Consider the following 17576-nt stretch of genomic DNA (forward strand, 5'->3'; position numbering starts at 1 on the left):
CATCAAGACTTGGCGGATTCTTCATACGGGGTTTAGGCGGCCGTTGGGGTTGTATGGGCGGGTGTTTGCGGTGGTGCGGGGGTTGGTGTTTTTGGCTGCGGGTGGGACTTTTGAATAAGCCTCATTGATACCACTAGCTAAGGCTTCAATCAACGATAGTTCTTTATCTGTGAAGTTATCCAGTAGTTTTTCTACCTGCGTGTGCGGGGATGAGCCCACGATTTTTCACCCCACCCAACGAAAGAAAAAGTGTTCCCCGCGTGTGCGGGGATGAGCCCACGGTCAGCATGTCAGGCAGCTCGTACCCGAAGTGTTCCCCGCGTGTGCGGGGATGAGCCCGACAGAAACGAAGTGGCGAGAGTCTGGACGTTGTGTTCCCCGCGTGTGCGGGGATGAGCCCGACAGAAACGAAGTGGCGAGAGTCTGGACGTTGTGTTCCCCGCGTGTGCGGGGATGAGCCCAAAGGTTTGGTGGGCCCCGTTCGCTACAGCCGGTGTTCCCCGCGTGTGCGGGGATGAGCCCAAGCGCGTCACCCGCTATCAGCGTGCCCTCTCGTGTTCCCCGCGTGTGCGGGGATGAGCCTCCGCCGGGAGGGCAGGGAGGCCGCCGCCTTCAGTGTTCCCCGCGTGTGCGGGGATGAGCCTTTGGGAAGGTGAAGGTGACATCAATGAAGCTGGTGTTCCCCGCGTGTGCGGGGATGAGCCCGTCCGCCCCCAACCAGTAGACCCCACAGAAGTGTGTTCCCCGCGTGTGCGGGGATGAGCCCCGATGAGGGTGGCGAATTCGTTGTAAGAGTTGGTGTTCCCCGCTGATGTGTACTACTACAGAAAACAGCTCGCATGGGAGAGGCAAGCTCTGCTCTGCATAGGTCTTACCGGCAGCTCATCGAATGCGACTTTGTTTCCCGATAGGACGTTAAAACAACGCCCGCTCGGGAAAAGGAGTCGCATTCGGCGTATCTGCCCCTCTGGCGTCCGCTTGCCCCAGCCGTCCCGTCACACCCACCCGCCCCCGTCCGCCCCGGCGTACACTAAACCCATGAAACTCATTGAGCCTCGCCCCGTGCCCCTGGGTGGGCTGCGCGCCATGACGGTGCGTCGCCTGCTGCCCTCCCGCGAGCGCCGCATGGTGGGTGCCTGGTGCTTCATCGACCACTACGGCCCCGACGACGTCGCCGTCACCGGCGGCATGCGCGTCGCCCCGCACCCCCACACCGGCCTGCAAACCGCCAGCTGGATCTTCACCGGCACCATCGAACACCGCGACTCCCTCGGCACCGTCGCCGACGTCCGCCCCGGCGAACTCAACCTCATGACCGCCTGCTACGGCATCAACCACTCCGAATACTCCACGCCAGACACCACCGTGCTGCACGGCATCCAGCTTTGGATCGCCCTGCCCCGCGATGACATGAACACCGCCCCCGCCTTCGAAAACTTCGTGCCCGAAGCCCTCACCTTCAGCGGGCACGGGCAAGCCAGTGAGCAGGGGAGCGGGCAGGACGCGTCCGCCCCGGCTGCGGTACAGGCCCGCGTCTTCCTGGGGGAGCTGGGTGTGACCGTCGATGAGGAAACCAAGACCGGCTCGTCCCCTGTCACCACCTTCTCGCCCCTGCTGGGCGCGGAAATTCTGGTGGGTGCTCCCGGCTCAGACCCTCGGGCCGACAAGAACCCGGCAGAAGATGCCCCGCGCCGAACCCTCACCCTGACCCTCAACCCCGAATTCGAGCACGGGTTCGTGGTCGATACAGGTGCCCTCCTTATTAAGGGCCAGCGCGTCGCCGCCGACGAAATGCTCTTTATCGAATCCGGCACCGAAGAGCTCACCATCGAGGCCATCGGCGCTACCCGCCTGATCCTGCTCGGCGGCACCCCCTTTGGCGAAAAAATCACCATGTGGTGGAACTTCATCGGCCGCACCCACGAAGACATCGTCGAGGCCCGCGCCGCCTGGAACGCCCAGGTCGAGAGCTTCGAGGCCGTCACCGCCCCGGCGGGTGCCTCTGGTGCTGACATAGTAACCGACGGTGCCCTTGCCGCCGGTCAGAGCGCTACCGCAGATCACCCCCGCTTCGGCGGGGTGGTACTCCTGCCCGGTGAATACGACGAAAAACCCCGCACCTCCGTCATTCCCGCCCCCGACCTACCCAACGCGCGCCTGAAACTGCGCGGCGACTAGCCCCGGGCAAGGGGGGCGGACGGGCGCGCGTCCGCTTGCGCAGTACCTAAAAGTTGTCGGCTGGGTCACGGTTTTCGTCATGAAATCGTGACCTGGCGGCTACCGTGTCGCATATTATGTCGGGAGAATTTGCCCGCACAGGTTACCGACCAGTAACCCACGATGACCAGTCTTAACAGCAGATTCCCAGCACCCTCTGTGCCCCTATTGAGACGTGACATAGAGCAGAAAAATCAACTTTTTATAACGATTCGGTATACATCGTTACCAAATCGTTATAGGCTGTTCAAAGTCCAATCAGCTTCCGAGGGAAGCATGGGAGCCCACAACCCTACGTACGGGCCACCCAGCAGTAGCAGCAACCCGGCTGCGAAATCTCAAGAAGAGACGAAAGGTACAACATTGCGTCGTTCACTCTCAGTAGGTGCGGTAGGTGTCATCCTCTCCGGTGCTGTTCTCGCAGCAGCAAACGCATCGGTAAATGAAGCCCCGCAGACCACCGTAGACAACGGTGCAGCCGTTTCAACCCCCCTGCTCAAGGCATTCGCCGTTGCAGGTGAAGGCAAGGTCGTAAGCTGGGGCGTTCCCGCTTACATCGTAGCTCCCGAAAAGCCCGTTGAAGCAACCCCCGTTATCGAGGAAGCTCCCGTTGAGGAAGCCCCCGTCGTTGAAGAGGCTCCTGTAGAAGCTCCGGTTGTTGAAGAAGCACCCGTCGAAGCTCCCGTTGAAGAAGCCACCGTTGCTGTTCAGTCCGAGACCGTTGAGGTTGTAGAAGCAGCTCCTGCTCCTGCTCCCGTTGAAACCGTAGCTCCTGTAGCAACCCAGGCTCCCGCTCCTGCACCCGCAGCAGCCCCCACTCTTTCCACCGCCACCAACCAGGCTAAGCGCGATGCTGTTGTAGCAGCCGCCCTGGGTGCCGCAGCCGTCAACGCTCAGACCGACTGCACCATGCTGGCAACCAACTCCCTGCGCGCCGCTGGCATCAACTTCCACGGCTGGCCCATGGACTACATGTCACTGGGTACTGTCACCAGCAACCCCCAGCCCGGCGACCTGGTTCTTTACCAGTCCAACGGCTTCGGCCAGCAGCACATCGCCGTTTACATTGGCAACGGCCAGGCTGTACACGGCGGCTGGAACGGTATGGGCACCTCCATCTTCTCGGTGAACCTGCCCACCGCGTCCGCACCGATCTTCGTATCACCCGCTGGCTACAACAGCTAAGGCAACCGCTAACAGCGTCTTTTCTTGAGAAAAGTCCCGCTCCCTCACCAGGGAGCGGGACTTTTTCAGTTCTTCGGGCTCTAACGCTAGGGGTTCTAGAGCTGCATAGCTGCCCGGTAGAAGGAGGCCTTGAGCTCGCGCACAGCGGTCACCGACCAGATGGCGCTGGTAGAGCCAGCTCGGGCCTGCTGCAGGTAGGGCAGGTCGGCGGCTAGTGCCCGGTCGAACTGGGCTCGCAGGTCATCGAGGGAGGCGATGGTCTGGCCGCGGTGGGTGAAGGGGAAGACCCCGGACGCCCCCGCCCGCTCAAGCCCCTGGCGGTAGCGGGCCGCGCGGTCGGCGGCGTAGTCGGCAATGCCGATCTGCCCCATGATGAAGCTATCCGACAGGGCCCCGCCCGCAGCGGCCTTGTACTGGTTAGAGATATAGGGGACCATGCCCTCGTCGTAGCCCTTGTAGGCCAGCAGGTCGAAGGCCTGACGGCGGACGGTAATATCGCCGGGCGCCCCGGTAGCGGGGGTGTAGGCGCCGTAGGCGGGGTCGAAGAGGGGGATGGTGTAGTAGCTGTTGGCCGGTGCGGTGCCGATGGTGCTGATGCCGCGCCACTGGTAGCGGGAGACCACCAGACCCTGGGCGGTGAAGTCCTCCACTGTTGAGAGGGCGGCTGCTTCGTCCACGGTGATGGTGCTGAAGGTGTCGTCGGTGTGGCCGGTGGTGCCGCGCGGGGTCTGGCTCAGGCGGTTGAGCAGGACGGCACGCTCTTCGGCCGGGCGGCGCAGGATAGCTTCTGCCTCAAGGGCATCGAGCAGGTAGAGGGTATCGAGCTGGGAGCGCATGTAGGCTGAGAGGTCCTGCTTGGTGGCGAACTGCTCGGGGTTGCCATTGTGTAGACGGTCGGGGACGGCCGTCCAGTCAAAGTACTGGTTGAAGCCAACGATAGCTGAGGTGGGGCTATCGGGGCCCTCGAAGATACCGCGGGCGATTGTCTCGGGGCCGAAACCGTCGCGCAGGCCGCCGCCGTTGGTGAGCAAGGTGTCGTCAATCAGGTGGGTCATCTCGTGGCCGTAGGTGGTCACGCCGTTAGCAGAGATAGCCTTACCCATGAAGTAGCGCATACCGGTGCCCTCAGCCTGGGCGGTTGCCTGGGTGTAGGGGGCCCAGAGGTTAAGGGGTGCAAAGAAGTCGCTGATTGCCCCGGGGCTGGTCTTAGGTAGCCAGGAAGCGGAAATGTTCTGGGCCTTGTAGCCCTGGAAGGTATCAATCGCCAGGCGGTTGCCGGTGAGTTCACCCGCGTAGGAGGGGGTAAGCCGGGTCCAGAGTTCCACAAAGGCGTTTTGTTCGGCTGCCCGGCGGTTGAGCTCGTCAATAAAGGCGGTTTTCTCGGCCGTACTGCTCCCCGCGGTGGCAGGGTCTACATAGGTGTAGGTGTGGCCGAAGGTGATAGAAGCCGGGGTGGTCGCAACGTATACCCCGTCGGTTTCCTGCGAGAGCAGGGGCAGAATAAAACGTTGGGTGGCAGGGTCTGCCGCCAGCTTGCTGTAGAGCGGGGCGGCGTCGTCCGCAATGATGTCTCCGCTCTGCTCCCGCATCCAGGCATCTAGGTCGCTGGTGCCTGCCCGGTCTGCGATAAAGCTGGTGAGTTCGGGCAGGCGCACCACGGTGCGGTGGGCGGTGGGGGAGTTGCTGAAGGCCAGCACATTGGCTCGCTGGGAGCCGATGTTGAGAATGTAGTCAACCGGGTCAACCCCTGCGATACCGAACTGCTCGGGGTTGGTGATGAGGGCTTCTGCCACGTTCACACCACCTAGCTCGAAAGAATAGAGTGACCGCAGGTAGGCCAGGCCCAGTAGGAACTGCTCCTTGCGCCCGCTCACTTTGTTGGTGATGAGGGTTTCGCGCTCTGCCTCTGAGAGGTGGGCGTAGAGGGGGTTAGCAGCAATGGCGGTGAGGGTATTCTGGGCCAGCAGCTTTGAGACGTTGAACTGCTTTTCAAGGCCGGTAGCCTTGAGCACCTCGGGCTGGAGCTCAGCGCGGGCCTCTGCCTCGGTCACGGAGTTGAAAGGACGCCTGGTGCGGCGAGAAATCTCTAGCCGCTTGTTGGTGATGTCGGTAATGCGAATGGTGGGTGAGAGCGAGTCGTAGACGGTCTGTGACTCGGTGAAGGAGATACCGCCCAGTTCTGCTGCCAGGGTGGCAAAAAGGTCAGCGGACGGCGTTGATGCGGCGTAGGCGGGCACCGCCGAGCTGGCAATGATGGTGGGGGCAGACCAGGCTGCGCCCTGAATGAGGGTGCGGCGATGAATGGGGGAGGTAGGCATAGAGAACTCTTTGTGTGGTGTCTGAGGGGATGTGTGAGGTGGCGGTATCGTCCTCAAGTGATAGCAGACGAAGGGGGCGCAGAGCCCGCACCTCTTCTTTAAGAATACCGGCTGTGGGCGGTTTTGGGGCGGGGCAGTGGGCTTGTGGGGTCTGGGTCACCAAGCCGATGTGCCCTTGGCTATACCTCTTGTGTTTACCCAAGAGCGACGTCATAAACGCGTAACATTAATTCTCTGCCTTGCAGATAGCAGGTATAGGCTCTATAAATACGCTTTTTCTTGATACCGAAAGGAACCACCGTGGCAGGCTTTACCACTCGCGCCATTCACGCCGTCCACTCCAACGAAGAGCAGGCCGTCGTGCCCCCGATCTACACCGCCTCCACCTTCGGCCAGCCCACCGACGGCACCGAAGGCCCCTTCGAATACCAGCGCGGCGGCAACCCCACCCGCTCCAAGGCAGAAACCACCCTCGCCGCCATCGAGGGTGCCGAGCACGCCTTCCTCTACGGCTCCGGCATGGCAGCCACCGCCGCCGCCATGGGAATCCTGGAACACGGCCAGACCCTGCTCATGGGCATGCCCGTCTACGGCGGCAACTACCGCTTCGCCACCATCGAACTGCCCAAGCGTGGAGTCGCACACGAACTGGTCTACGACCTCTCCACCCTCTCCGACGCCCACTTTGAAGGCAAGAACGTGGGCATGGTCTTCATTGAGACCCCCTCCAACCCCACCCTGCGCGTCACCGACATCAAGAAGGTCGCCGAGCTGGCCCACCGCCACGGGGCCCTGCTGGTCGTCGATAACACCGTCATGACCCCCTACCTGCAGAAGCCCCTGGAACTCGGCGCAGATATTGTGGTGCAGTCAGCCACCAAGTACCTGGCCGGTCACGGCGACCTGCTCGCGGGCGTCGCCACCACCAACGACGCCAACCTGGCTGACAAGCTCTTCAAAGCCCAGCTGATCTCCGGCGGCGTGCTCTCACCCATCGACTCCTACCGTCTGCTGCAGAACGTCAAGACCCTGGCCCTGCGCATGGAGCGCCAGCAGGCCAACGCCGAAGCCATCATCGAGGCTGTCGCCGCCCACCCCGCCGTAGAGACTGTCTACTTCCCCGGCTCCTACAGCGCCGAAGAAGCTCAGATCCAGGCCGAACAAGCCGCCGGCAAGGGCGCCCTCTTCTCCTTCACCGTCAAGGAAGGCCACGACATCAATGCCTTCCTCGACTCCCTCAAGGTCTTCACCTTCGCCGTCTCCCTCGGCGGCATTGAGTCCCTGGTCTGCCTACCCACCACCATGACCCAGGGCGCCTACTCCCCAGAAGACCGTGACGACGCCGGCCTCACCACCCGCCTGGTGCGCGTAGCCGTCGGCATCGAGGACGTCGATGATCTGCGCGCCGACATCATCGGCGCCCTCGACGCCGCCTAAAACTTTTCTCTTTTCAAGCACAATCACCGAAAGGTAAACCCATGCAGAACATCACCCGCCGTACCGCGCTCTCCGCAGCTGGCGCGTCCGCCCTCGCCCTCGCCCTGGCCCTGGCCGCCTGCGGCTCCTCCTCATCTACTACCTCCGACTCCTCTGCCGCAGCCGATAAGCTGCAGGCCATCAAGGACGCCGGTAAGATCCGCATCGGCTTCGAAGGCACCTTCGCCCCCTGGAACTACCACAACGAAGCCGGCGAACTCGTTGGCATGGAAAAGGAAATCGGCGACCTGATCGCCGCCGACCTGGGCGTCACCGCCGAATACACCGAAACCCCCTGGGACTCCCTGATCGCCGGTGTCGACGCCGACCGCTACGACATCGTCATCAACAACGTCTCACCCACCGAAGAGCGCAAGCAGAAGTACGACTTCTCCAACCCCTACGTCGCCTCAGAAGGTAAGGTAGCCGTCCTGCAGGACTCCAGCCTGCAGACCATTGCTGACCTCAACGGCGCTACCGCAGCTTCGTCAGAGACCTCCAACTTCCGCACCCTGCTCGAAGAAGCAGGCGCCCAGATGACCATCGTTACCGGCTTCGACGAAGCCATTGAGCAGGTCCTCACCGGCCGCGTGGACGCCTGCGGTAACGACGCCGTCACCTTCGCCTACTACCAGGAGCAGCACCCCGACGCCCCCATCCGCCTGCTCGACGGTGTGCTCGGCGATGCCTCCCAGTCCGCAATCCTGATGCCCAAGGGCGCCACTACCCTGCAGACCGCCATCAACGACTCCATCGCCAAGCACCTGGAGAACGGCGACTTCAAGGCCATCTACGAAAAGTACGTTGGCATCGACCTCAGCCCCAAGGCCTAACCAGGCCCCGGCAAGCCGAACCCCGGCGTCCGAACCGAAAGTAACCCGTAGAACACTATGGACCGCTACCTAGAACTCTGGGCACAATCTCTGCCCTCCCTGCTGCTGGCCACCGTGCAGGTGACCATCCCGCTGACCCTCATCTCCTTCGTCCTCGCGCTGGTACTGGGTCTGCTGGCCACCGCCGCCCGCAACCTCAGCCGCTACAACCCGCTCAACTGGCTAGCCACAGCCTTCGTGTGGTTCTTCCGCGGCACCCCGCTTCTAGTGCAGCTCTTCCTGGTGTTCTACGGGCTACCCCGCGTCGGCATCACCCTCGACACCTGGCCCGCCGCCATCATCGCGCTGAGCCTCAACACCGGCGCCTACGTGGCTGAAACCTTCCGCTCAGCCTACGCCTCAATACCGCGCGGCCAGTTCGAAGCCGCCCGCACCCTCAACTTCACCAAGATGCAGACCCTGCGCCACGTCGTCATCCCGCAGGCCACCCGCATCGCCCTACCCCCGCTGGGTAACGACCTAATCGACCTGGTCAAGGGCACCTCCCTGGTATCGGTCATCTCTATGGTCGACCTCTTCCAGTCCGGCAAGCAGGTCGCCGCCCGCACCTTCGAACCGCTGGCCATGTACCTTGAAGTAGCCGCCATCTACCTGGTCATCTTCACCCTTCTCTCCATCGCCCAGCGCGCCCTAGAGAAGCGCACCAGCCGTTACATAAGGACAGTCAATGCTTAGCCTGAAGAACCTCACCAAAAGCTTCGGCGAGAACACCATCCTGCGTGACATCTCCCTGGACCTCGACAACGGCGAAACCACGGTTATTCTCGGGCCCTCCGGCTCGGGTAAATCCACCCTGCTGCGCTGCCTGAACCTGCTCGAAACCCCCGAGTCCGGCGTCCTTACTATTGAGGGTGACTCGGTAGACTTCGCCGCCGGCCTGACCGACGAGCAGGTACGCACCATCCGCAAGCACTCGGCCATGGTCTTCCAGAACTTTAACCTCTTCCCCCACTACACCGCTGAGCAGAACGTGGCCCTGGCCCCGGTACTCAACGGCAAGATGGGTAAGGACGCCGCTGCCCAGCTCGCGCGCGAACTCCTAGAGAAGGTTGGGCTGGGGCACAAGGCGGACGCCTACCCCGATAACCTCTCCGGCGGCCAGCAGCAGCGCGTCGCCATTGCCCGCGCCCTGGCGGTCGCCCCCGACTACCTGCTCTTTGACGAGCCCACCTCCGCCCTCGACCCCGAGCTTGAAGCCGAAGTCATTCAGGTGCTCATCGACCTGGCCCGCGAAAAACGCTCCCTGGTGGTTGTTACCCACAACATGGCCTTCGCCCGCCGGGTCGCCGACCGCATCGTCTTCCTCGACGGCGGTAACGTGCTCTACAACGGCGCCCCCGAAGCCTTCTTCGCCTCCGACAACGAACGCATCCAGCGCTTCCTGCAGATCTTCGAAATGACGGACTACCGCATCTAAGGCGCTGGGGCGCTAGGGGCGGTCTGCGCTCCGGGAGCCGACTTCACCCCGTCCTTTCTCTCTTCACCCCGAGATAATCACTAGGGTGAAGAGAAAAAGGATGGGGTGATTTTTTAATACCAGAGGAGCTTAGAAGACTATCGGTAAATTGTTGAACGGTGACCAACATCGAGAGCAATAACTTGCATCTGCTGATCTTCAAATTTTACGAGTACTCGAAAATTTCCTACACGATAACGCCACAGGCCAATCTTGTCAGCTGTCAGCGCTTTTCCCCGATCCCTCGGATTATCTAACTGAACTACCTGGTCAAGGTAAGTCTTAATTCTACGAATATCCGGCTTATCGAGCTTTCTAATCGATCGTTCAAACTCTTTTGCCAGCACTAATTGCCAGGCCACATTCAGACCCCGAGCTCATCCCACAATTCCTGGGCGGGGCGGGTCTCACGGCCGTCTGCCTCGAAGCGCGCCAACGCCTGCTGTGCCCATACCTGTTCTTCCTGCTGCTCAAGATAATCAAGTACAGCAGAACGCACTAGCTCTTCGGTGCTCGTACCAAGAGCGGAAGAAAGACTCTGTAGCTGTGCCTCTTCAGTAGCTGTAAACTCAACATGCACGGTCATAGGTTCTCTCCTTACTGTGCTTTCCAGTATGGCAAACGGCTGTACTTTCAACAATAGGATATTGTTCTGGACTTGCTTTCTGTGATGAACAAGCTGGGAGTATTTTCAGGGATAAGTGCACAGTAAAGTTTTGCCCATGAACACTGCTTTTACTTTTTCAGTAGGTCTGGTACCTAGCCAGCAGGAACTGGTAGATCTCTACACCTCTGTTGGGTGGAGCGCTTACACCGACCGCCCCGAAGACCTGGTGCCCATGTGCGCAGGTAGCCTTTACCTGGCGGTGGCTCGCGAGGACGCCACCGGCCGGCTCGCCGGGCTAGTGCGGGTTGTCGGTGATGGGGTCAGCATCAGCTATATTCAAGACCTACTCATCAACCCGGACTTTCAGAAGTCTGGCCTGGGCTCCCACCTACTCGACATGGCGTTGGACGCCGTGGGTGGCGTCCGCCAGGTCTACATCACCACCGACACCCACCCTGGCAACCAGCACGTCATCGACCTCTACCGGGGCAGAGGTTTTGCTCCCGTTGAGGGCTACGGCTGCGTGACCCTGGCGAAATTTACCTTTGATGAGGTTAAAGGGGTGAATGCTGCACCCTAAGACCGCCCCTCGCGGTGGGCTCGGGCTGTTTCTTCGTCAATAATGCGCATCTCCTGGGTCAGCGGAGCCCCGGGAACCCACCGGTCGCGCGAAGCCGGGCGACGGCGTCCTAACCGCAGACGGGGCCGGGGCACCTTGAGCTGAACTGGCTCCGGCAGCTGCCAGCGGCGCCACCGCGCCAAAATACCCATGACTAGGCAGGTCACAATAGAAAGAGCCATGCCCAGCACCTGCTGGTCCCACAAAACCACGCACAGGGCAACCTCAGAAGCCCCCACAAAAGCCACCGTGGCATAGAGCGGGCTCCCGCCCAGAATCGTCGGAATACGGTTGACCATAATGTCGCGCAGAGCCCCGCCACCCACAGCCGTCACCACACCCAGGGCAATCGCCGGCAGCCAGTGCAGACCCAGGGCGAGGGCCTTGATAGTTCCGGTGGCGGTCCAACAGCCCATGCCCAAAAAATCTGCCACGAGCAGGGTACGGTCAGCCCAGCGGGACCCAAAATCCATCAGGTAGGCCAGGGCCGCAGACCCCAGCGCAGCCACCCAGTAGTAGCTATCGGTCAGAGCGACGGGAAAACCGGTATCAAGCAAAACATCGCGAATAATGCCCCCGCCCATCGCTGTAATGACCGAGAAAATAATGAACCCCACAATGTCGAAACGGTGGGCGCGGGCAACCGCCCCACCCAACAGACCGTTGGTGACAATAGCGGCAACATCGATCACACGGAACCAGGTCTCTGGTTCAAAATCAAAAGGGGGCATTTACTCGGTCCACTCGCCGCCAGGCACCAGGGGGTAGCGCTCGCGCAGCTGCGCCTGCTTGCTCACCGGCGGAATATAGACCCAGGCGGTAACCGGCTCACCGGCGTCCGTCACCACCTCGGCCAGCACCCGGTTGTAGAGGTTGCCATCGTGCACAGGACGCGCAGGGTCGGTACCCTCAAGCTCATCGAGGGAGGCAGCAACGGCCTCCCAGTCGGCGGGGTCTACAAAGACCAGGGTGCCGCGCACCACCGGGGCGTCCTGCCCGGCGGCGTCACTGCCGACCGGTGCGGACGCCGGGAGCAAGTAGGGGTAGGAACCGTTCGTGACCAGCTCGTAGCCGGTGATGGTCGCATCGCCCCTGTTGGCATCCGCCCCGCGGAACCAGTGATGATTGCTCATACCGGGGCGCAGGGTGCCGTAAACGAAAACGGGGTAATGGGCTGTCATGCCTCTATCGTACCCACCCGAGGAAGGTACCACCCCACTCAGAAAAACCCATCTAGTTCGTGGGTTTTTCTGATTTAGATGGTACCTATCTGTTTACCTGAGCACCGTCGGCACGAAGCGGCTTAGCGGTCGCAGCTAGCGGGTTGCCAGCACCTGGGCGATAGCTTCTAGAGTTTCCTCGTTCTGCAGGGATGAGGTATCGCCCAGTGACCGGCCCTGGTAGAGCTCCCCGAGCAGGCGGCGGGTAATCTTACCCGACCGGGTCTTAGGGATATCGGCTACCGCAATGACGTCCTTGGGCTTGGCAATCGGCCCAATCTCGTGGCGGATATGCTCGGTCAGCGCCGCCTTCAACTCTTCGGCGCTCAAGGCGCGGCCGGCCTCAGAGAGGGTCACATAGGCAACCGCCTGGTGGCCGGTCAGCTCGTCCTCCACCGGGCAGACCCCGGCCTCCACCACAGCCTCATGCGTGACCAGGGCAGACTCAATCTCAATGGTCGACAGGCGGTGGCCCGAAATGTTAATAACATCGTCGATACGGCCCAGAATGTAGACATCGCCCTCCTCATCGACCTTGGCCCCGTCCCCGGCCAGGAACCAGCCGCGCTCGCCGTAGTGGCGCCAGTAGGAATCCAGGTAGCGCTGCGGGTTGCCCCAGACCGTACGGGCCATGGAGGGGCCAATCTTATCGACCACAATAAAGCCCTGGACGCCAGGCTCAACCTGGTTCCCCTGCTCATCGACCACGCGGGTTGAGATACCCGGAACTGCCCGGGTCGCACAGCCGGGCTTGGACGCGGTGTGGGGCGCGTCGTCCGCGAAGGTGCCAGCGGGCGCGAACTGGGGGTCGTGCGGACGCGGCGAGCAGACGGTCGAGCCCGTCTCGGACTGCCACCAGGTGTCGATGAAGGACGCGGTGCCCCCGCCCACGTGCGTCCGTAGCCACCGCCAGGCCTCGGGGTTGATGGACTCGCCCACCGACCCCAGCAGGCGCACCGACGAGAGGTCGTATTTGCCGGCGGGCGGGCCGTCGGGGAAGGCACCCATGAGGGAGCGAATCAGGGTGGGGGCGGTGTAGTAGTTGGTCACCCCGTAGCGTTCAAGCACCTCAAAATGGCGCTCGAAGGTGGGGGTGTTGGGGGTGCCCTCGTAGATCACCTCGGTGACGCCGTTGAGCAGCGGCCCGTAGATTTCGTAGGTGTGGGCGGTGACCCAGGCCAGGTCGGCGGTGCACCAGTGAACGGTGTTCTCGACCTTGGCGGGGTCGTTGATGGTTGATAGCTCGTCCACGCGGCGCTGACCGCGCTCGTCCTCAATCTCGGGGAGCAGGTCAAAGAGCAGGGCGTGGGTGTAGGCAACCTGGGTCAGGTAGCCCGCGGACGTGTGCACCAGGCCCTTGGGCTTACCGGTCGTGCCCGAGGTGTAGATGATAAAGAGCGGGGTTTCAGCGTCAAAGAGCTGGTAATCGTGGGTGTCGGGTAGGTTATCGACCAGGTCGTGGTACCAGATGTCGCGGCCCTCGATCCAGGGCACAGCGGCGTGGGCTTCGGGGGTGCCCGCGGTGCGGTCAACCACAATGACGTGCTCGATACTGTTCTCACCCGAGCAGGCTTCGTCGGCGGTCGCCTTGACCGGAACCACGGTGCCGCGGCGGTTCTGCCCGTCGGTGGTGATGAGTACCTTAGCGCCGGTATCTTCCACGCGGAACTTCAGGGCCTCAGCCGAGAAACCGCCGAAGACCAGGGAGTGAATAGCGCCAATGCGGGCGCAGGCAAGCGTGAAGATGATGGTTTCGGGAATCACCGGCAGGTAAATCACCACACGGTCACCCTTGCCGATGCCGAGTTTCTCCAGGCCGTGGGCTGCCTTAGCGATCCGGCGCTGCAGCTCGGCATAGGTAATGGCCTCGCGGTCACCGGGTTCACCTTCGAAGTAGAGGGCCACCTTATCGCCCTTACCCGCTTCGACGTGGCGGTCTACGCAGTTGTAGGCAACGTTCAGCTTGCCGCCCTCGAACCACTTAATCTCGGGCACGGTGAACTGCTCGATACCCTCATCATCGGGGCCCAGGCTCTGCGGCTTGGCGAAGGTGTGGGGGTTGGCTTCGTCAAACATCTCACCCCAGGTCAGGCGGGCTTTAGCCTGGTCAGCCCAGAACTCGATTCGGGCTTCGTCTGAGATGAGCGCCGGGTTGGGCGTGGGATTGAAAGGATCGGTGTACACGAAGTCGGCAGGTGCGCCCAAGGGTATCTCCCATCGGTAGCTGGCTGTAGCACCGGCGCCGGTTCTCGCAGGACGCCCGTGGGCGGCTTGTTCGGCGTGGTTGCTGCGATCGTCGTAGAGCCAGGTCTCTCGTATCGCTCTTGATGGACAAAATCTCTTTCAGGGTAAACACCTGCGCTCTACCCTTACTAAACCGTGACGCCCCTTAACGTTTATGACGCCCCGTGACGCGTGTCCGTCCGCCCATCTAACGCGAATGTAATCGAAAGCTTCATCTGCGCGTTCAAAGAACATGCACATGAAGGTTTTGACGACATTCGCCGAGCACACGCCACGTTACCGCACCCCGGCATTGACCAAAAGGATGCGTAAATTTTCCGGGTGATGCACGATGTCTTCCCACTGCACCCTAATGACCCGGTACCCGAGTTTCTCAAGGTCACGGTGGCGTCTTTTCTCAGCGCGGATAGCTGCCCCAGGGTCGCCGTAGGTGCCATCATATTTGACGTAACCGTCGACTTCTAAGATGAGTTTGAGCTCTTCCCACAGAAAGTCGGGGCGGTAGTAGGAACTTCCCACCCAAATGGTTGCCTGTTCCTTGGGCGGGGTGAACCCCCACATCGCAATTCGATAGCGGGTCACCGTTTCCGCAGGAGATTCTGAGCGTTCGCTCATGAGACGGCTGACCTCACGCGCGTTTTTGACCCCTTTGCAACGTAAACCCGTAATGCTACTGGTGAAATCAGAAGCGGCGATGAGTCCTTGGTTGAGAAAAAAGTCCACGATACACAGGGCATCAAGTATGGGCAGAGTCAGCGCACAGTCGACTGCTGTTTGTAGGGGAGGAGTGACAAAAGCTCCTTGATGGAAGACAGCAGATGAGCACTCTGTCTTTCGGGCACGGCTGACATGGACTTTTGGGGTAGAGCGGACGGTCTCCATTGGATGGCTGACCCAAATTTTGCGGGGGAGCCGCAGTAGGGGCGCATCCCACCAGAGTGCTGCAGATACATGACTGAGCACGAAGTCTGATCTGGTTTTGAGAAACCCTACGTGTTGGGCGATGCAGCGGGCGCGGGCGTCCCAGCTGTTCCAGGTGGAGGTCTTGATGTAGGCTCCGTGGCAGATGCGACGAAGGGTTCCGCCCTGACACGCCCTGGTGATGCTTGAGGACGACTTCCCGAGATGGCGTAGCTCCGCAGAGGTTTTTACTTCGGTAAAGAATTGTTCCATGCCATGAATGTCTCCGATAGTTTCGTCCATGACAAGGGGTTATATATAAATTGTGGATAACTCGGGGTGTTTTGTGTGGGTTTATACCTCTATGCGTTTGTATGACGCTTGAAGGGCTGTTTTCCACAGGGGAGCTTCACCAGTGCTGTAGGTAGCCAAAAGCTTCATCTGCGTGTTCAAAGAACATGCAGATGAAGCTTTCGGTTACGTTCACGGACGGTCGCGCCCTCGCCCCTCAACCCGGCGCGTCCGCCCACCTCGTCTTCTAGTTGCTGGGGAACCGGGCCTTGACCCAGCGTTCGAATACACCCAGCAGGGCGTCGGTGATTTTACCCAGGATAGCGAGTAGCACGATGGCCAGGAGTAGGCGGTCGGTGCGGCCGTTATTCTGGGAGTCGGTGAGTAGGAAGCCCAGCCCCATCGAAGCACCGAGCAGTTCGGCGGCGACCAGGAAGAGCCATGCCTGCGCCAGGGCCAGCCTCAGACCCGAGACCACAGCGGGCAGAACGGCAGGTAGCTGCACGGTGGTAAAGAGGTTGATGCCGCGGACGCCGAAGGTGCGGGCCGCTTCAACCAGCTTGGGGTCTACGTGGGCTAGGGCCGCCGAGACGGTGGTGTAGACGGGGAAGAAAGCGCCGATAGCGATGAGGGTGACCTTGGAGTTTTCACCGATGCCGATCCAGAGCAGCAGCAGCGGCACCCAGGCCAGCGACGGTACAGCGCGTAGGGCGCCGATGGTGGGGGCGGCGAGCACCTGGGCCCAGCGGGAGAGCCCTACCCAGGCTCCGAGCACCAGCCCGAGGATAGCCCCGATGCTGAAGCCCAGAACCACGCGCTGGGTTGAGATAGCAACGTGCAGGCCGAGCTGCCCTCGTCCTGCTAAATCAAGGGCAGCGGCAACCACCCTCGAAGGGGCAGGGAGCTGCACCGCGCTAAAGACTCCGGCGGTGCTCAGGTACTGCCAGAGCGCCAGCAGAACCAGGGGAAGCAGGGCGCCGAGCCAGGGTGCCCAGCGGCGGGTGAGCAGGGGGCGGCGGGGTACCTTCGCGGACGCCGGTGTTTCGGTGCGCGCCAGGCGGCGGTGGGTTGCCGGTTGGGTGGTGAGATCAGAGGTAACTGACATGACTACTCAGCCACCAGGGTTGAGATGCGGGCGGGGTCTGCCTTCTGGGCAAAGGTTTCGTTGACGATGCTGCCCAGGGCAGTGTCTACTTCGTCTTGTGAGGCAACGTCGCCGGATTCAACCAGGTAGGGGCCGACCTTCTCCAGTACGGCGAGCTGCTTGTCGCCGGGTACGTTATCGATGTCGAGGTAGGTGCGGTCCCAGACGACCTGGGCGGTTTCGAGTTCGATGCCGGAGCCGTCCGCCAGGATCTGCACGGCCTCTTCTTCGTTGGCGAGTGCCCAGTCGCGGGCGTATTCGTAAACGTTAACGATGGTCTGGGCAGCTTCGGGGTCGCTCTCGATGAAATCCTCGGTGGCGTTTAGGAAGCCGTAGGTGTTGAAGTCGACGTTGCGGTAGAAGAGGGTGTTGCCGTCCTCAATTTCGGCGCTGGCCATGATGGGGTCAAGGCCGCTCCAGGCGTCTACGGTGCCCTGGTTGAGGGCGGTGCGGCCGTCTGCGTGCTGTAGCTGCTCGATGGTGACCTCATCGGGTGACACACCTGCTTCTTCAAGAGCTTGGAGCAGGAAGAAGTAGGGGTCGGTGCCCTTGGTGACGGCTACCTTTTTACCGGCCAGGTCTTTCACCGATGAGATACCGGTGTCGGTGCGGGTCACCAGAGCTGACCACTCGGGCTGGGAGTAGAGGTCAATCACCTGAATGGGGGAGCCGTTAGAGCGAGCCAGCAGGGCAGCTGAGCCCGCGGTGGAACCCACGTCAATCGCACCGGAGCGCAGGGCCTCGTTAGCCTTGTTCGAACCGGCTGACTGTACCCATTCGACGTCCTTACCCTGCTCTTGTAGGGCGGTCTCAAGCCAGCCCTTTTCCTTGATAATCAGGGAGAGCGGGTTGTAGGTGGCGTAGTCGATGGTGACGGTGGTGTCACCCGCTGCGGCAGAAGTATCGGCGGTAGAAGCGTTTTCCCCTGCCAGGCACCCGGTCAGTAGTAGGGTGCCGGTTGCGAGCAGGGCAGAAGTGGTGGTGAGACGAGAAATGAGTGACATGT

At 61.5% G+C, this 17576-nt stretch carries 17 protein-coding genes and 1 CRISPR repeat array; of the genes, 7 read left to right on the plus strand and 10 right to left on the minus strand.

The window, feature by feature from the left end:
* Positions 1-21: 21 nt before the first annotated feature.
* Positions 22-183 (minus strand): hypothetical protein, encoded by a 162-nt coding sequence (locus L6762_RS12080; protein WP_423817110.1) that lies wholly within the window; start codon positions 181-183, stop codon positions 22-24.
* A gap of 5 nt (positions 184-188) precedes the next feature.
* Positions 189-765: a CRISPR direct-repeat array (repeat unit 28 nt; unit sequence GTGTTCCCCGCGTGTGCGGGGATGAGCC).
* A gap of 273 nt (positions 766-1038) precedes the next feature.
* Here L6762_RS12080 and L6762_RS08870 point away from each other — a divergent pair.
* Together L6762_RS08870 and L6762_RS08875 are read left to right on the plus strand one after the other, a co-directional pair.
* The gene (locus tag L6762_RS08870; protein WP_237186899.1) at positions 1039-2178 is read left to right on the plus strand and encodes a pirin family protein; all 1140 of its coding nucleotides are present in this window, start codon (positions 1039-1041) and stop codon (positions 2176-2178) included.
* A gap of 402 nt (positions 2179-2580) precedes the next feature.
* The gene (locus tag L6762_RS08875) at positions 2581-3402 is read left to right on the plus strand and encodes an NlpC/P60 family protein (protein ID WP_237186900.1); all 822 of its coding nucleotides are present in this window, start codon (positions 2581-2583) and stop codon (positions 3400-3402) included.
* A gap of 95 nt (positions 3403-3497) precedes the next feature.
* Here L6762_RS08875 and L6762_RS08880 read toward each other — a convergent pair whose 3' ends face one another.
* Positions 3498-5720, minus strand: coding sequence for a ZmpA/ZmpB/ZmpC family metallo-endopeptidase (locus tag L6762_RS08880; RefSeq protein ID WP_237186901.1), 2223 nt, complete (start codon positions 5718-5720; stop codon positions 3498-3500).
* A 300-nt stretch (positions 5721-6020) separates the two neighbouring features.
* Here L6762_RS08880 and L6762_RS08885 point away from each other — a divergent pair, with 300 nt between their 5' ends.
* From L6762_RS08885 to L6762_RS08900, 4 genes are read left to right on the plus strand one after another with little or no spacing between them, the layout of a single operon-like run.
* Positions 6021-7157, plus strand: coding sequence for a trans-sulfuration enzyme family protein (locus L6762_RS08885; RefSeq protein ID WP_237186902.1), 1137 nt, complete (start codon positions 6021-6023; stop codon positions 7155-7157).
* Positions 7158-7198: 41 nt separating this feature from the next.
* Positions 7199-8029, plus strand: a complete 831-nt coding sequence (locus tag L6762_RS08890) for a transporter substrate-binding domain-containing protein (RefSeq protein WP_237186903.1) — start codon at positions 7199-7201, stop codon at positions 8027-8029.
* A gap of 57 nt (positions 8030-8086) precedes the next feature.
* Complete coding sequence (locus tag L6762_RS08895; RefSeq protein WP_185173617.1) at positions 8087-8764, plus strand: amino acid ABC transporter permease; 678 nt, start codon at positions 8087-8089, stop codon at positions 8762-8764.
* Complete coding sequence (locus tag L6762_RS08900) at positions 8757-9506, plus strand: amino acid ABC transporter ATP-binding protein (RefSeq protein WP_237186904.1); 750 nt, start codon at positions 8757-8759, stop codon at positions 9504-9506. Before L6762_RS08895 ends, L6762_RS08900 begins: the two co-directional genes overlap by 8 nt.
* A gap of 137 nt (positions 9507-9643) precedes the next feature.
* Here the strand turns inward: L6762_RS08900 and L6762_RS08905 are convergent, their stop codons facing one another.
* Positions 9644-9907 carry a type II toxin-antitoxin system RelE family toxin gene (locus L6762_RS08905; protein WP_237186905.1) on the minus strand — a complete coding sequence of 88 codons (264 nt, stop codon included), beginning with the start codon at positions 9905-9907 and terminating at the stop codon, positions 9644-9646.
* A gap of 2 nt (positions 9908-9909) precedes the next feature.
* Positions 9910-10131, minus strand: a complete 222-nt coding sequence (locus tag L6762_RS08910; protein WP_237186906.1) for a DUF6290 family protein — start codon at positions 10129-10131, stop codon at positions 9910-9912.
* Positions 10132-10267: 136 nt separating this feature from the next.
* Between L6762_RS08910 and L6762_RS08915 the strand changes: the two genes are divergently transcribed.
* Positions 10268-10732 (plus strand): GNAT family N-acetyltransferase, encoded by a 465-nt coding sequence (locus L6762_RS08915; protein WP_237186907.1) that lies wholly within the window; start codon positions 10268-10270, stop codon positions 10730-10732.
* On the opposite strand, the gene L6762_RS08920 is transcribed toward L6762_RS08915, so the two are convergent.
* The 6 genes from L6762_RS08920 to L6762_RS08945 all read right to left on the minus strand — a co-directional run bounded on the left by L6762_RS08920 (position 10729) and on the right by L6762_RS08945 (position 17574).
* Positions 10729-11502 carry a trimeric intracellular cation channel family protein gene (locus L6762_RS08920; RefSeq protein ID WP_237186908.1) on the minus strand — a complete coding sequence of 258 codons (774 nt, stop codon included), beginning with the start codon at positions 11500-11502 and terminating at the stop codon, positions 10729-10731. The two genes, L6762_RS08915 and L6762_RS08920, sit on opposite strands and share 4 nt — an antisense overlap.
* A complete protein-coding gene (locus tag L6762_RS08925; protein ID WP_237186909.1) occupies positions 11503-11952 on the minus strand; it encodes a gamma-glutamylcyclotransferase family protein in 450 nt (149 codons plus the stop codon). It lies immediately after the preceding gene.
* Between the two features lie 135 nt (positions 11953-12087).
* Positions 12088-14196, minus strand: a complete 2109-nt coding sequence (locus L6762_RS08930) for an AMP-binding protein (protein WP_237186910.1) — start codon at positions 14194-14196, stop codon at positions 12088-12090.
* Between the two features lie 315 nt (positions 14197-14511).
* Complete coding sequence (locus L6762_RS08935) at positions 14512-15438, minus strand: type IV toxin-antitoxin system AbiEi family antitoxin domain-containing protein (RefSeq protein ID WP_237186911.1); 927 nt, start codon at positions 15436-15438, stop codon at positions 14512-14514.
* A gap of 235 nt (positions 15439-15673) precedes the next feature.
* Positions 15674-16531 carry an ABC transporter permease gene (locus L6762_RS08940; protein ID WP_237186912.1) on the minus strand — a complete coding sequence of 286 codons (858 nt, stop codon included), beginning with the start codon at positions 16529-16531 and terminating at the stop codon, positions 15674-15676.
* A 2-nt stretch (positions 16532-16533) separates the two neighbouring features.
* Positions 16534-17574: an aliphatic sulfonate ABC transporter substrate-binding protein gene (locus L6762_RS08945; protein ID WP_237186913.1), complete on the minus strand. Its 1041-nt coding sequence runs from the start codon at positions 17572-17574 to the stop codon at positions 16534-16536.
* Between the last annotated feature and the right edge of the window lie 2 nt (positions 17575-17576).

The organism is Rothia nasimurium (assembly GCF_928381705.1).
In the GTDB taxonomy this organism is placed as follows: domain Bacteria; phylum Actinomycetota; class Actinomycetes; order Actinomycetales; family Micrococcaceae; genus Rothia; species Rothia nasimurium_G.

Coding starts and splice junctions, on each gene's coding strand:
- L6762_RS08920 (WP_237186908.1), bottom strand. CDS start 11,502: ATGCCCCCTTTTGATTTTGAACCAGAGACCTGGTTCCGTGTGATCGAT.
- L6762_RS08940 (WP_237186912.1), bottom strand. CDS start 16,531: ATGTCAGTTACCTCTGATCTCACCACCCAACCGGCAACCCACCGCCGC.
- L6762_RS08895 (WP_185173617.1), top strand. CDS start 8,087: ATGGACCGCTACCTAGAACTCTGGGCACAATCTCTGCCCTCCCTGCTG.
- L6762_RS08880 (WP_237186901.1), bottom strand. CDS start 5,720: ATGCCTACCTCCCCCATTCATCGCCGCACCCTCATTCAGGGCGCAGCC.
- L6762_RS08915 (WP_237186907.1), top strand. CDS start 10,268: ATGAACACTGCTTTTACTTTTTCAGTAGGTCTGGTACCTAGCCAGCAG.
- L6762_RS08945 (WP_237186913.1), bottom strand. CDS start 17,574: ATGTCACTCATTTCTCGTCTCACCACCACTTCTGCCCTGCTCGCAACC.
- L6762_RS08900 (WP_237186904.1), top strand. CDS start 8,757: ATGCTTAGCCTGAAGAACCTCACCAAAAGCTTCGGCGAGAACACCATC.
- L6762_RS08870 (WP_237186899.1), top strand. CDS start 1,039: ATGAAACTCATTGAGCCTCGCCCCGTGCCCCTGGGTGGGCTGCGCGCC.
- L6762_RS08890 (WP_237186903.1), top strand. CDS start 7,199: ATGCAGAACATCACCCGCCGTACCGCGCTCTCCGCAGCTGGCGCGTCC.
- L6762_RS08925 (WP_237186909.1), bottom strand. CDS start 11,952: ATGACAGCCCATTACCCCGTTTTCGTTTACGGCACCCTGCGCCCCGGT.
- L6762_RS08910 (WP_237186906.1), bottom strand. CDS start 10,131: ATGACCGTGCATGTTGAGTTTACAGCTACTGAAGAGGCACAGCTACAG.
- L6762_RS08935 (WP_237186911.1), bottom strand. CDS start 15,438: ATGGACGAAACTATCGGAGACATTCATGGCATGGAACAATTCTTTACC.